The organism is bacterium (assembly GCA_019637795.1).
GTDB lineage: Bacteria > Desulfobacterota > Binatia > HRBIN30 > CADEER01 > JAHBUY01.
On sequence record JAHBUY010000008.1, the window covers coordinates 331829 to 345318 of the forward strand.

A 13490-nucleotide genomic window follows, 5' to 3' on the forward strand; every position below is an offset into this window, starting at 1 on the left:
CCCACCCCGATGAACATCGAGATCCTCCGGGGGGCGGAAGAGGCGCGGGGTGCGTGTCTATCGGGGGGTGGGGTGCGGGGGCTCGGTGTTCATCCGTGTTGCGCCGAGGCCCGCGGGGGCGGGAACGTTCGCGCCGCCGCCGAGCCAGCGCGGTGCCCACCAGTTCCAGTCGCCGAACAGGCGCATGGCGGCGGGAACGATCAGGCAGCGCACCAGGGTGGCGTCGAGGGCGATGGCGAGCGAGAGGGTGACGCCGATCGCTTTGACGACGACGACGCTGGCGAAGCCGAAGGCGGCGAAGACCACGACCATGATGGCGGCGGCGCTGGTCACCAGGCGGCCGGTGCGCTCGAGGCCCTCGGCGACCGCCCAGGTGTTGTCGCCGGTGCGCAGGTACTCCTCGCGCATGCGCGACAGCATCAGCACCTGGTAATCCATGGACAGGCCGAAGACGCAGCAGAACAGCAGGGTCGGGACGGTGGGATCGATCGGCGCCGCCTCGAAGTGGAGCAGCGAGGCGAGGTGCCCGTCCTCGAAAATCCACACCAGGGCGCCGAACGAGGCGGTGATCGAGAGCAGGTTCATGATCACCGCCTTCAGCGGCAGGATCACCGAGCGCAGCAGGATGAACAGCGCGGCGCCGGTGACGACGATGATGAAGGCGATGGCATAGGGCGCCCGCGCCAGCGTGAACTCGCTGATGTCGAGATCGTGGGCGGTCGGGCCGGTGACGAGAATCGTGCCGTCGCCGACGCGCGGGTCGCGGCGGATGGCGCGGACGATGTCGCGCGCCTGGCGGCTGGCCGGTTCGGCGTCGGTGAGGAGGGTGAGCAGGGCGACGCCGTCCGCCGCGACCATCGAGCGCATCTTCAGCGCGTCGGGCGGCAGCCAGTCGTCGGGCATCTCGGCGTCGGCGGTGAAGTAGTCGCGAGTGAGACGGTCGTCGTTGTCGACCACGCCCTCGAACTTGACCACGCCCGGCAGTTGCCGATAGCGCTGGGCGAGGTCGTAGATCGCGCCGATGCGCTGTGGGGTGTAGGCGGCGCCATCCGCGTACTGCACGACGACCTGGATGCGCGTCCGCGCCTGGTCGGGAAACGCCTGACGCAGTTGCTCGTAGACGTCGCGCGCCGGCACGCCGCGGGGCAGCGTGCGCACGTCGGCGGCGGCCATGGTCAGGCGCACGAAGGGCAGCCCGAGCGCGATCAGGACGGTCAGCGTCGGCAGCAGCACGAGCACCGGCCGTTGCATCACCCAGCTTGCGAGGCGATGCCAGATGCCCTGGGTGTCGATCAGGCGCGGCAGCGGCAGGTGTCCCTTGTCGATGCGCGGTCCGAGCCACACCAGCACCGCCGGCAGGAAGGTGAGCGCGGCGAGGACCGACAGCGCGACCACGATGCCGGCCGCCAGCCCGAGCCCGGCCAGGAACGAGCCGTGGAAGAAGAGCAGGCTGCCCAGACCGATGGCGACGGCGATGCCCGAGAAGACGACCGCGCGACCGCTGGTGTCCATGGCGGTCTCGAGCGCCTGCGCCAGCGGCGCGCCGGCCGCCAGCTCGTCGCGGTAGCGGCTGACGATGAAGAGTGAATAGTCGATGGCGACGCCCAGGCCGATCAGCGAGGCGACGTTGACGGCGTACACGGCGAGGTCCATGACGTGCGACAGCGCGGTGACGATGGCGATGCCGGTGGTCACCGCCAGCGCGCCGATGCCGACCGAGAGCGCCGCCGCGGTGGCGGAGCGGAAGACGACGAGCAGGACCAGCACCGCCAGCGGCAGGCTGAGCAACTCGGCGAACAGCAGGTCGTGGCCGTTGGCGACGTTCAGGTCGTAGCGGAAGGCCAGGTTGCCGGTGAAGCCGATGTCGAGCGCCGGCGAGCGCACCAGGGCCTTCAATTCCGGATACTGCTCGGCGGCGGTGGAGAAGTCGTCGCGCAGCGAGACCACGGCCAGCGCGCTGCGGCTCGTCGCCGACTGCAGTCGCTCGCCGACCAGCGGTGGCGCGTCGTCGGGGGCCAGCACCGCCCGCACCCGCGGGTCCGCCCGCAGCGGCGCCAAGGCAGCGCGGACCGCTTCGGTGAAGCGTGGATCGCCGGGCGCCAGCTCGCGGCCACGCAGCAGGATGATGAAAGAGGAGTCGCCCGGGTAGGCGAGCTTCTGCTCGATGATGCGCTGCGCGATGTCGGACTCGATGCCCTCGGTGGTGCCGGCGCTCAGGCGGCCGCCGCGCATCAGCACCAACCCGGCGAGCACGAGGACCGCCGCGCAGCTCACGAGGATCGCGCCGTGGCGGCGCAGCGCGACGCGGGCCAGAATCCGAAAGGGGCCGCCGTGAGCGGAGGAGGCGTGCATGCAGTGGCCCCGTCCTACCCGGCACGCGGCGGCAAGTCACCTCGCCGGCGGATCGACGTGGTGCAGCGGCCGCGCCCCGGGTCGCCCCCCTTGCGCGGCGCCAGCGATCGGCGAGCGGTGGCCTGTCGTAGGGCCCGCCAGCGCCGCGGGGCCGCCAGCAGGGATGGCGGGGGAGGGGCCGCGCAGTGGTCACGGTTGGGGTGAGCGGCGATTCGCGATACGCTCGCGCCGTGACCGTCTCCGACAGGGACCGGGAATACATGCGGCGGATCGGCGCCTACAAGGAGCTCTCCCACCGCGAGGCGCAGGCCGAGCATCTGGCCGCCTCTCTGGACGAGCGCCTCCGGCGCAGTTGGCGCCTCTCGCAGCGCTATCGGCGTCGCGGTCGGCGCGATGATGCCGCGGACGATCCCACTCCCTTCTACGCGCGGGCCCGAGAGCTGGGCCTCTACGAGCCCTGACGTTCAGTGGACGATCCGCTGGCATACGTGGCGCGTCTGCTCGCCTCCCTGGGCAGCGACTACGCGATCATCGGGGCGCACGCGGTCAACTGTTGGCTCGAGCCGCGGGTGACCGCGGACATCGACGTCACCGTCGCCGCCGATCGCGCGCGCCTCGACGCCTTGCGGGCGCGCTTCGCGCGCGAGGGATTCCGCGTCGCCCGGGAACACGGCGCCGACGCGCCCTCCGGGCCGGATTTCGTTCGCTTCGTGTCCGCGGACGGCGAGATCGTCATTGAGTTGCAAGCGGCGAAGACGGCGTTTCAGCGCGAGGTCGTTCGCCGCGCCGTACCCACACCGCTGGGCCTGCGCGTGGCCACGGTCGAGGACCTCATCGTCCTCAAGCTGATCGCTGACCGAACGAAGGATCAGTCGGATCTCGAAGGCCTGCTCGGGCTCGGCGCCTTGGACTGGGCCCACGTCGAGAAATGGGCCGCGGCCTGGGGAGTGTTCGACCGGCTTCAGCGCAAGCGCAGGGGGCCATGATCCTGCCTCGCGGCGTGGCGCGTCTCGTCCGCTGACAGCCCCGGCGCGAGCGCGCCACTCGCCCGGTCCGACCCGCGGTGCGCCGTCGTCGCCGACGTGTGGCGCGCCAGCGCCGCACCCATGGTTGCCGGCGCGCAAACCGACCCGCTATGGTCCGCGCATGGCGCAGCGCGAACAGCCCTGGTTGATGCGGACCTACGCGGGTCATTCCAACCCGCACGCGGCCAACAGGCTCTACCGGACGAACCTCGCCAAGGGGCAGACCGGCCTCAGCGTCGCCTTCGATCTGCCGACGCAGACCGGCTACGACTCGGACGATCCGATGGCCGCCGGCGAGGTGGGCAAGGTCGGCGTGCCGATCAGCCACATCGCCGACATGGAGGCCCTCTTCGACCAGATTCCGCTGGCGAAGATGAACACCTCGATGACCATCAACGCCACCGCGGCCTGGCTGCTGGCGCTGTACGTCGCCGCCGCCGAGCGCCAGGGGGCGTCGCCGCGCGAGCTGCGCGGCACGACGCAGAACGACATCATCAAGGAGTTCCTGTCGCGCGGCACGTACGTCTTCCCGCCCGAGCCGTCGCTGCGTCTGACCGCCGACGTCATCGAGCACACGGTGCGCGAGATCCCGTCGTGGAACCCGATGAACCTCTGCAGCTACCATCTGCAGGAGGCGGGGGCGACGCCGGTGCAGGAGATCGCCTTCACGCTCGCCAACGCCTGCGCGATCCTCGACCGGGTCCGGCAGCGGCCCGGCGTGTCGCTCCCCGACGTCGTCGGCCAGCTCTCCTTCTTCGTCAACGCCGGCATTCGCTTCATCGAGGAGATCTGCAAGCTCAAGGCGTTCGCGCGCCTGTGGGACCGCCTCACCGCCGAGCGCTACGGCGTCACCGACGCCCGCAAGCGGCGCTTCCGCTACGGCGTGCAGGTCAACTCGCTCGGCCTCACCGCCCAGCAGCCGGAGAACAACGTCCAACGCATCGTGCTCGAGGCGCTGGCGGTGACCTTGTCGAAGGAGGCCCGGGCCCGCTCGATCCAGCTCCCGGCATGGAACGAGGCACTCGGCCTGCCGCGGCCGTGGGACCAGCAGTGGTCGCTGCGCATCCAGCAGGTGATGGCGTTCGAGACCGACATCCTCGAGTACGACCGCGACATCTTCGACGGCTCGGTGGTGATCGAGGAGAAGGTCGCGGCGCTGATGGCCGGGGCCGAGGCGGAGTTGGCGCGGATCGACGGGCTCGGCGGCGCCGCGCAGGCCCTGGAGCTGATGAAACAGGCGCTGGTCGCGTCGCACGCCGAGCGGCAGCGGCGCATCGAGGCGAAGGACCTGATCGTCGTCGGCGTGAACAGCTACACCGAGCACGAGCCGTCGCCGCTCACCGCCGGCGGCCTGGACGCCATCCTGACCGTCGACCCGGCCAACGAGCGCGAGCAGATCGAGCGCCTGCGCGCCTTCCGCGCCCAGCGTAGCGCGACGGAAGTGGCGGCGGCGTTGCGCGCGATCGAGGACGCGGCGCGCGGCGGCGCCAACCTGATGCCGGTGTCGATCCGTGCCGCGCAGGTCGGCGTCACCACCGGCGAATGGGCGGGCGCGCTGCGCACGGTGTTCGGCGAGTTCCGCGCCCCGACCGGGCTGCAGGGCGTGGGCGCGGCGCCGGCGACCGAGAACCTGCGGGCGCTGCGCGCCCGCACCGCCGAGGTGGCGGCGCAGGTCGGCCATCCGCTGCGCCTGCTGGTCGGCAAGCCCGGCCTCGACGGTCACTCGAACGGCGCCGAGCAGGTGGCGGTGCGCGCCAAGGACGCCGGCTTCGAGGTGATCTACCAGGGCATCCGGTTGTCGCCGGAGCAGATCGTCACCTCGGCGCTCGAGGAGGACGTGGACGCCATCGGCCTGTCGATCCATTCCGGCTCGCACATGACCCTGGTGCCGCGCATCCTGGAGCTGCTGCGCGAGCGCGGCGGCGATGTGCCGGTGGTGCTGGGCGGTATCATCCCGGACGCCGACCGCGGCACGCTCCAGGCGCTGGGGGTCAGCCGCGTCTGGACCCCGGGCGAGGCCACCCTCACCGACATCATCGCCGATCTCGTCGAGGTCATCGCCGCGGCGCGCACGCGCGCCGCCTGACGCGTCAGGGAGGCGTGCCGCACAGGGTGCCGTTGATGTCGCACTGCGGCGTCTCGCCGAGCTCGCGCTGGGCGGCGTCGAGGGCGAAGATCGCGTGCTCCGTGGCCTCGTTCGCGTCGCAGCCGCAGAGCTGGCTGCCGCAGCAACTGCAGCCGGCGGCGCTCTCGGCCTTGAAGATTTCGCTCAGGTCGCAGTTCTGCAGGCCGAGGCAGGCGTCGAACACGAGGGCGTTGTTGCTCGAGGTGCAGAGCGTCGCGTCGCAGGTGTAGCCGAGCTGCACCTCGCCCTTGCGGCAGGAATCGTACTCGCGGCACACCTCCTGGCAGTCGACGCCCGCGCTCGGCGGGATGCCGGTGCCGGTGCCGTAGAGCGGACAGCCGCACTGGTCTGGCGGCGCATCGGGGACGCAGCCGCCGGGGACCATCTCGCACGGGGTGGGCGGCGTCGCGTTTGGCGCGTAGGCCGCCGACCAGACCATCGGCGCGTCATCGCAGGAGAGGCCGGACTTCCCGATCTGGTACGGGCCATCGTAGATCGGGCAGTCGCAATGGATGGTGACCGTGCCGTCGCCGTTCGACATCGTCGGGCCGGCGCACGGGGCGGTCATGCACCCGGCGTAGGGTCCCGGCATGTCGACGCAGCTCATGTTGCCGATCGGCTCGACGTTGGCGCGGTAGAAGCTGAAGGTCGAGACCCGGCTGGCGTTGGGATAGAACTGGCCGCGGTTGATGTCGGCGCACACCGGCGCGCCGTTCGGAACCTGGCAGGACGCGGGATCCTGGGTGCACTGCGCGACCGTCGCCTGGTAGGAGTCGGCGTTCAGAATGGCGTTGATCAGCACGAAGCTGGGACCGAACCACTCGTAACACGGGCAGTTGCTGACCGTGCCGTCCGCCGAGACGGTGCAGTTCGCATAGTAACAGAGCGCGTAGGGCCCGAAGCAGGGCAGGAAGTCGCCCGGTCCGAGGTTCACGTCCGCCCAGGCGGGTCCGTAGTCAGTGGTCATCTCCGTATTGAGCGGGAACTCGCCGCCGCAGAAGGGCTGTGGCAGCGGGCATGCGTTGGGCGTCGGGGTCGCGGTCGGTGCCGCGGTGGCCGTCGCCGTTGCCGTGCGCGTGCCGTGATCGTCGTCGTCACCACAGCCGACGAGCATCAGCAGGGCCGCCGCCACTAGCGCTGCAATGGTTCGCATTCCTCTCTCCCTCCGCCTCATGCTGGGGCGCATGCTATCCCGACGACCGGGGGGCGCAATGCCGGAATCGCGCCCTCCGCCGCGCGCCGCCAGCGAATGACGGCGTGGGATGACGGTGTGTATCGTGCTTGACAGCACATCGGCAACGCTGGTCTGAGAGCGCACAGCGAGGAGGGAGCGATGCGCGACGGGAGCATTCGACGCCGGGTGGGAAGCGCCGCGGGGTGGATCCTCGTGGCGGCGCTGTTGGCGGCGGTCTCGCTGCCGGCGGATGCACGCGCCATGTGCTGTCTCTGCCGCGACTGCAGCGGCGCCGCCTTCTGCGTCGACGGGCTCGCCAACTCGCTCGCCTGCTCGAGCTTCTGCTTCACCAACGGCTGCCCGTCGACGGTGTTCGACAGCACCGACACCTGCGCCGGCGGGTGCGACGGGGCGCCCGACGCCCCCACCGCCACCGCCAGCGCGACGGCGACGCCGACCCCGACGGCGACGGCGTCGGCGACGCTGACCGGCAGCGCGACCTCCACGCCGCCGCCGACCGCCACCAGCACCAGCACCGCGACCGCGACGGAGACGGCGGCCGCCAGCGCCACCGCGACGCTGACTCCCGGCACGCCCGCACCGCTCGCCGGACACATCCGCTACTACGTGGGCGACCGCCCGGTCCCGGACGTCGACGTGATGCAGATCGGCGATACGCCCGGCAGCGTCATGACCAATGCCGAGGGCGATTACGCGTTCTCGTCCGCCGGTCCCGGAGAGGTCACGATCCGACCGCAGAAGGACGGCGACTTCAACGTCGCGATCACCTCGCTCGACGCGGTGACCGTGCTGCAGGCGGTCGCCGGCGAGGTGACGCTCTCGCCGGACCAGGAGCTGGCGGCCGACGTCACCGGCAATGGGACCTTCAGCACCCTCGACGCCGTGCGCATCCTCCAGTTCCAAGCGTCGATCATCGATCGTCTCCCCGCCGCCGAGCTCTGTGAATCGGACTGGCTGTTCGTTCCCGAGCCGTCGCCGACGCCGAACCAGACCCTCGTCGAGCCGGTGGTCGCCGGAGGCACCTGCCAACGCGGCGCGATCGCGCTCGATCCGTTCACGCCGCCGCTGGCCGGGCGCGACTTCCGCGCCATCCTGCTCGGCGACGTGACGGGAAACTGGACGCCGTAGCGCCGTCTCGGCCCCACGGCTCAGGAGGCGCCGCTGGCGCGGCGCCTCCTCTGGCACGCTTCGCTGCCGCACGCTGATGGCGGGTGTCGAGCGCGAGGCGCTGCCTCTCGGGCGTGCCGTCGCGCGCCCTCCATGCTGATTCCGCTGTAAGCAACTCTAATGGGTTGAGTTGCCTGGCGAAAAGTGCGACTCACGCTAGACAGTTGGTGCGCGCAGTCCGAGGTCGATGGCAGCGGCGGCCGAGCGCGTGTCCAGACATGGGGGCCGTCGCTGTGTGAGGTGTTCGCATGCGTAGTCCCCGTGACTTCTTCAAGCCATTGGCGTTGGGCGCCCCGGAACCGCTGCGCGAGGTGCCGCTCAAGCCGTCGCGCTGCATCCACTTCTTCGACGCCAGCAATCCGAAGATGGCGGCCAAGGTGCCGGACATGGCGCGCCAGGCCGACATCCTGCTCGGCAACCTCGAGGACGCGATTCCGGCCGACAAGAAGGTCGCGGCGCGCCAGGGGCTGATCCAGGTCGGGCGCGAGGCCGATCTCGGCGAGACGCCCCTGTGGACGCGCGTCAACTCGCTCGACAGTCCGTGGTTCCTCGACGACGTCACGCAGCTCGTCGAGGCGATCGGCGACAAGCTCGAGGTGATGATGATTCCCAAGGTCGAAGGACCGTGGGACATCCACTTCGTCGACCGCCTGCTGGCGCAGCTCGAGGCGCGCGCCGGGCTGCAGCGGCCGATCCTGGTGCACGCCATCCTCGAGACGGCGCTCGGCGTCACCAACGTCGAGGAGATCTGCGCCGCCAGCCCGCGCATTCAGGGTATCAGCTTCGGGCCCGCCGACCTGGCCGCGTCACGGCGCATGAAGACCACCCGCGTCGGCGGCGGCCACCCCGCGTACCTCGTCCGCAACGATCCCAACCCGGCGCAACCCGAGGCGGCGCGACCGACGGCGCAGCAGGATCCCTGGCACTATTCGATCGCCCGCATGGTCGACGCCTGCGCCGCCACCGGCGCGCTGCCGTTCTACGGGCCGTTCGGCGATATCTCCGATCCGCTCGGCTGCGAGGACCAGTTCCGCGCCGCCTTCCTGCTCGGCTGCGTCGGCGCCTGGTCGCTGCACCCGAGCCAGATCACCATCGCCAAGAAGGTGTTCAGTCCGCCGGTCGAGGAGGTGCAGTTCGCCAAGCGCGTCCTCGAGGCGATGCCCGACGGCCGCGGCGTGCTGATGCTCGACGGCAAGATGCAGGACGACGCCACCTGGAAGCAGTGCAAGGTGATGGTCAACCTGGCCAAGCTGCTGGCGGCGAAGGACAAGGACCTCGCCGCCGCCTACGGGCTCTGAGCCATGGCGGTGCGCTTGGCGAACGCGGACGGACGCGCCGTCCTGGTGATCGGCGATCACATCGCCGACGTCGAGCAGGCGTCCGGCGGGCGCTTCGGCGCCGATCCGATGACCGCGCTCGCGCAGTGGGACCGCTTCGCGTCATGGGCGTCGGGCGTCGGCGCCGGTGCCGCCACCGGCGCGCTCGACGAGACGCGCCTCGGCCCGCCGGTGCCGCGGCCGGCGAAGGTCTTCGCCATCGGGCTGAACTACAAGAGCCACGCCGAAGAGGGCGGGCTGCCGCTGCCGGCGAAGCCGATGGTGTTCACGAAGTTTCCCAATTGCCTGGTCGGCCCGCGTGCCGACGTGGCGCTGTCGTCGGACTACGTCGACTGGGAAGTCGAGCTGGTGGTGGTGATCGGACGCCGCTGCAAGGCGGTGGCCGAGGCGCGGGCGCTCGAGGTCGTCGCCGGCTACACCGTCGGCCAGGACATCTCCGACCGCAAGCTGCAGTTCAGCGACCAGCCGCCGCAGTTCAGCATGGGCAAGTCGGTCGATACGTTCGGGCCGATCGGCCCGGCGGTGGTGTCGCTCGACGCGGTCGGCGATCCGAACGACCTGCAGCTCACGTGCGACGTCGCCGGCGAACGCATGCAGTCGGCGCGCAGCAGCGACATGGTGTTCGGCGTGCAGCCGCTGGTCGCCTACCTCTCGCTCCTCTGCACGTTGGAGCCCGGCGACATCATTTTCACCGGCACCCCGGCCGGCGTCGGCTCGGTGCGCCAGCCGCGCCGCTACCTGAAGGCGGGCGAGGAGATCGTCAGCGCGATCGAACATCTCGGCACGCTGCGCAATCGCTGCGTGTGATCACAGCGGACCGCCGCGGCCTTTCGATACGAAGGTGGATGGAGACATGACGAAGCCAGTCGAGCAGTGGGTCAACGAGGTCGCCGCGCACACGACGCCGGATCGCGTCGTCTGGTGCGACGGCTCAGAGGTCGAGAACCAGCGCCTGATCGACGAGATGCTGGCCCGCGGCACGCTGAAGGCCCTGAACCACGACAAGTTTCCCGGCTCGTACCTGCACCGCAGCGATCCGAGCGACGTCGCCCGCACCGAGCACCTGACCTTCGTCTGCAGCGCGGAGCAGGAGCAAGCCGGTCCGAACAACAACTGGATGGCGCCGGCGGAGGCGAAGGCCAAGGTGGGTGCGTTGTTCAAGGGCGCGATGACGGGTCGGACGATGTACGTCGTGCCCTACATCATGGGCCCGGTCGCCTCGCCCTACAGCCAGATCGGCGTCGAGATCACCGACAGCCCGTACGTCGTCGCCAACATGCGCATCATGACGCGCATGGGACAGGTCGCGCTCGACCGCCTGGGCAACTCCGACGACTACGTGAAGGGCCTGCACTCGCTCGGCGACCTGAGTCCGGATCGCCGCTTCATCCTCCACTTCCCCGAGGAGAAGCTGATCTGGTCGATCGGCTCCGGCTACGGCGGCAACGCCTTGCTCGGCAAGAAGTGCTTCGCGCTGCGCATCGCCAGCTTCATGGGCGCGCAGCAGGGCTGGATGGCCGAGCACATGCTGATCGTCGGCATCGAGGACCCGCAGGGGCGCGTGACCTACGTCGCCGGGGCGTTTCCCAGCGCCTGCGGCAAGACCAACCTGGCGATGCTGGTTCCGCCGGCGAGCCAGAAGGGCTGGAGGATCTGGACCGTCGGCGACGATATCTGCTGGATGCGCCCGGGGCCGGACGGCCGTTTGTGGGCGATCAATCCCGAGGCCGGCTTCTTCGGCGTCGCGCCGGGCACGTCCTCGAAGACCAATCCCAACGCGATGGCCAGCCTCGGCCGCAACAGCATCTTCACCAACGTCGCCGTCACCGACGACAACTGCCCCTGGTGGGAGGGCATCGACGGTCCGGTGCCGGAGCATCTCGTCGACTGGCGCGGCAACGACTGGCGCAAGGGCTCGAGCGAGAAGGCCGCCCACCCGAACTCGCGCTTCACCGCGCCGGCGTCGCAGTGCCCGTCCATCTCCCCGCACTGGGAGGATCCCAAGGGCGTGCCCATCTCGGCCATCCTCTTCGGCGGCCGCCGCGCCCGCACGGCGCCACTGATCATGCAGTCGTTCGACTGGAACCACGGCGTCTTCGTCGGCGCCTCGGTCGCCTCCGAGACCACCGCGGCGGCCACCGGGCAGGTCGGGGTCGTGCGGCGCGATCCGATGGCCATGCTGCCGTTCTGCGGCTTCAACATGGGCGACTACTTCGGTCACTGGCTGCACATGGGCTCGCAGCTCGCCAACCCGCCGAAGATCTTCCACGTCAACTGGTTCCGCCAGGACGCCGCTGGCCGCTTCATCTGGCCGGGCTTCGGCGACAACCTGCGCCCATTGCGCTGGATGCTCAGCCGCTGCGACGGCAGCGGCAACGGCAACGCGGTGGAGTCGCCGATCGGCCTCCTCCCGACGAAGACCGGCATCGACACCGACGGCCTCGACCTGGCGCCTGGCGCCATGGACGAGCTGCTCGGCGTGTCGCGCGACGATTGGAAGGCCGACGCCGCCAGCCTGGGCGAGTTCTTCGGCAAGTTCGGCAAGCACCTGCCGGGCGAGATGGAGCGGCAGCGGGCGCAGTTGCTGCAGCGCCTGGGTTGAGCGGGGCGGGCGACCGCCAGTTCAGGTACGGCCGGGCGGCCGCAGCGCGCGGCGCAGGATCTTGCCGTTGCGGGTGCGTGGCAGGTCCTCGACCAGGTAGACGACGCGCGGCGCCTTGTACGCGGCCAGGTGCTGGCTCGCGTAGGCGCGCACCGCGTCGGCCGTGAGCGCGCTGTCGGGGCGGGGGATGACGTAGGCGGCAACCACCACCTTGCCTGGCTCCGGTTCCTCGGCGACGGCGGCGCAGTCGGCGACGTCGGGGTGGTCCCTGATCACGCGCTCCACCTCGTAGGGCGAGACGCGGTAGCCGAAGGTGTTGATCAGGTCGTCGCGACGGCCGAGGAACCACAGGTAGCCGTCGGCGTCGAGGCGGGCGAAGTCGCCGGTGAGGAACCATTCGCCCTGGAAGGCCTCGGCGTTCTCGGCATCGCGGTTCCAGTAGCGGAGGAACAGCGCCGGATCGGCGCGCGGGATGCACAGCATGCCCTCGCTGCCGACCGGGACCGGCCGCAGGCTGCGGGGATCGAGCAGGCGGACGTCGTGGCCCGGCTGAGGGAAACCGGCGGAGCCGGGGCGGATCGGAAGGGCGCGGGGCTGCGAGATGTAATACGAGCACTCGGTCATCCCGAGGCCTTCGTAGATGTCCTGGCCGAAGCGGGCGCGCCACGCGGCGAGCACCTCTCCGGACAGCGGCTCGCCGGCGCTCATGCAGTGGCGCAACGTCGGGACGTCGGCGCGGCCGCAGGCGGTCTTCTGCAGGATCTGCCGATACAGCGTCGGCACGCCGATGAAGATGGTCGCGCCGTGCGCGGCGATGAGCCGTGGCCACACCTGCGGCGCGGGGGGCCCTTCGTACACGATCGCCGTCGTCGCCCGATAGAGCGGATCCATCAGGCCGGTGCCGAGGACGTAGGTCCAGTTGTACTTGCCGGAGTGGAGGACCCGATCGCCGCCCTCCGCGGCGAAGCTGAACCAGTACTCCGACGCCGGCTGACGACCGAGCAGGCTGCGATGGGCGTGCAGCGCGCCCTTGGCGTACCCGGTGGTGCCGGAGGTGTAGACCAGGTACGCCGGGTCGTCGGCCGCCGTCTCGTGCGGCGGCTCCCAGTGCGCGATGGCGTCCAGGGCGGCGTTCAGGTCGTGCAGGTGCAGGCGGGCCGCCGGCGCCGCCTCGCCGGGTCCAACGAGCAGCACGTGACGCAGGGAGGCGAGGCCCTCGAGCTCGCGGTGGAGCGCGTTCCAGCTCTCGCGCGTCGTCGCCAGCGCCACGGCGCCGGCATCCCGCGCCAGGAAGAGCACCTCGTCGGCGGTGAGCAGGATGGAGGTCGGGACCGGAACGGCCCCACGCTTCATCGCGCCGAGGAAGACGACGGGATACTCGAGGCAGTTGGGGAGGCGCACGAGAATGCGCGCGCCGGAGGTGATCTCGAGGTCGCGCAGGAGCTGTGCCAGTTGGCTGGTGCGAGTGGCCAGTTGTCCGAACGAAAGCTGCCGCGCGCCGGCCGCGTGGTCGTCGCAGATCACCGCCGGCCGCGATTCGGCTTCCGTGCCGAGATGCGCGTCGGTGCAGGCCGCGGCGGCGTTGAAACGGGCGGGAATGCGCCAGGTCCAGGGAGGAAACCTCGTCGCGGAGCTCATCGGGTGCGTGCGCTCTATCCGGCAGATCGCGTCAAGTCACGCCGGCAGG

The 13490-nt window shown here is 70.7% G+C and carries 10 protein-coding genes; 7 read left to right on the plus strand and 3 right to left on the minus strand.

What is annotated here, in order from left to right:
* Nucleotides 1–57: 57 nt before the first annotated feature.
* Nucleotides 58–2352: an MMPL family transporter gene (locus KF840_25010; protein ID MBX3028162.1), complete on the minus strand. Its 2295-nt coding sequence runs from the start codon at nucleotides 2350–2352 to the stop codon at nucleotides 58–60.
* A gap of 230 nt (nucleotides 2353–2582) precedes the next feature.
* On the opposite strand from KF840_25010, the gene KF840_25015 reads away from it, so the two are divergent.
* From KF840_25015 to KF840_25025, 3 genes are all read left to right on the plus strand, one after another.
* On the plus strand, nucleotides 2583–2813 hold the full coding sequence (locus tag KF840_25015) for a hypothetical protein (protein MBX3028163.1): 231 nt from the start codon (nucleotides 2583–2585) through the stop codon (nucleotides 2811–2813).
* A 27-nt stretch (nucleotides 2814–2840) separates the two neighbouring features.
* Nucleotides 2841–3338, plus strand: a complete 498-nt coding sequence (locus tag KF840_25020; GenBank protein MBX3028164.1) for a nucleotidyl transferase AbiEii/AbiGii toxin family protein — start codon at nucleotides 2841–2843, stop codon at nucleotides 3336–3338.
* 160 nt (nucleotides 3339–3498) lie between these two features.
* Nucleotides 3499–5463 carry a protein meaA gene (locus KF840_25025; GenBank protein ID MBX3028165.1) on the plus strand — a complete coding sequence of 655 codons (1965 nt, stop codon included), beginning with the start codon at nucleotides 3499–3501 and terminating at the stop codon, nucleotides 5461–5463.
* A gap of 4 nt (nucleotides 5464–5467) precedes the next feature.
* Here KF840_25025 and KF840_25030 read toward each other — a convergent pair whose 3' ends face one another.
* Nucleotides 5468–6655, minus strand: coding sequence for a hypothetical protein (locus KF840_25030; GenBank protein ID MBX3028166.1), 1188 nt, complete (start codon nucleotides 6653–6655; stop codon nucleotides 5468–5470).
* A 180-nt stretch (nucleotides 6656–6835) separates the two neighbouring features.
* Here KF840_25030 and KF840_25035 point away from each other — a divergent pair, with 180 nt between their 5' ends.
* From KF840_25035 to KF840_25050, 4 genes are all read left to right on the plus strand, one after another.
* The gene (locus tag KF840_25035) at nucleotides 6836–7825 is read left to right on the plus strand and encodes a hypothetical protein (protein ID MBX3028167.1); all 990 of its coding nucleotides are present in this window, start codon (nucleotides 6836–6838) and stop codon (nucleotides 7823–7825) included.
* Between the two features lie 287 nt (nucleotides 7826–8112).
* Nucleotides 8113–9162, plus strand: a complete 1050-nt coding sequence (locus tag KF840_25040) for a CoA ester lyase (GenBank protein MBX3028168.1) — start codon at nucleotides 8113–8115, stop codon at nucleotides 9160–9162.
* Between the two features lie 9 nt (nucleotides 9163–9171).
* The gene (locus KF840_25045) at nucleotides 9172–10008 is read left to right on the plus strand and encodes a fumarylacetoacetate hydrolase family protein (protein MBX3028169.1); all 837 of its coding nucleotides are present in this window, start codon (nucleotides 9172–9174) and stop codon (nucleotides 10006–10008) included.
* A gap of 46 nt (nucleotides 10009–10054) precedes the next feature.
* Entirely contained in the window at nucleotides 10055–11803 is a 1749-nt protein-coding gene (locus KF840_25050) for a phosphoenolpyruvate carboxykinase (GTP) (protein MBX3028170.1), read from the plus strand.
* 21 nt (nucleotides 11804–11824) lie between these two features.
* On the opposite strand, the gene KF840_25055 is transcribed toward KF840_25050, so the two are convergent.
* Complete coding sequence (locus KF840_25055; GenBank protein ID MBX3028171.1) at nucleotides 11825–13441, minus strand: acyl-CoA synthetase; 1617 nt, start codon at nucleotides 13439–13441, stop codon at nucleotides 11825–11827.
* Nucleotides 13442–13490 lie beyond the last annotated feature (49 nt).

Bases quoted from the DNA above. Each gene is read 5' to 3' on its own strand.
- KF840_25010 (MBX3028162.1), bottom strand. From the start codon at position 2,352: ATGCACGCCTCCTCCGCTCACGGCGGCCCCTTTCGGATTCTGGCCCGC.
- KF840_25025 (MBX3028165.1), top strand. From the start codon at position 3,499: ATGGCGCAGCGCGAACAGCCCTGGTTGATGCGGACCTACGCGGGTCAT.
- KF840_25030 (MBX3028166.1), bottom strand. From the start codon at position 6,655: ATGCGAACCATTGCAGCGCTAGTGGCGGCGGCCCTGCTGATGCTCGTC.
- KF840_25035 (MBX3028167.1), top strand. From the start codon at position 6,836: ATGCGCGACGGGAGCATTCGACGCCGGGTGGGAAGCGCCGCGGGGTGG.
- KF840_25040 (MBX3028168.1), top strand. From the start codon at position 8,113: ATGCGTAGTCCCCGTGACTTCTTCAAGCCATTGGCGTTGGGCGCCCCG.
- KF840_25050 (MBX3028170.1), top strand. From the start codon at position 10,055: ATGACGAAGCCAGTCGAGCAGTGGGTCAACGAGGTCGCCGCGCACACG.
- KF840_25055 (MBX3028171.1), bottom strand. From the start codon at position 13,441: ATGAGCTCCGCGACGAGGTTTCCTCCCTGGACCTGGCGCATTCCCGCC.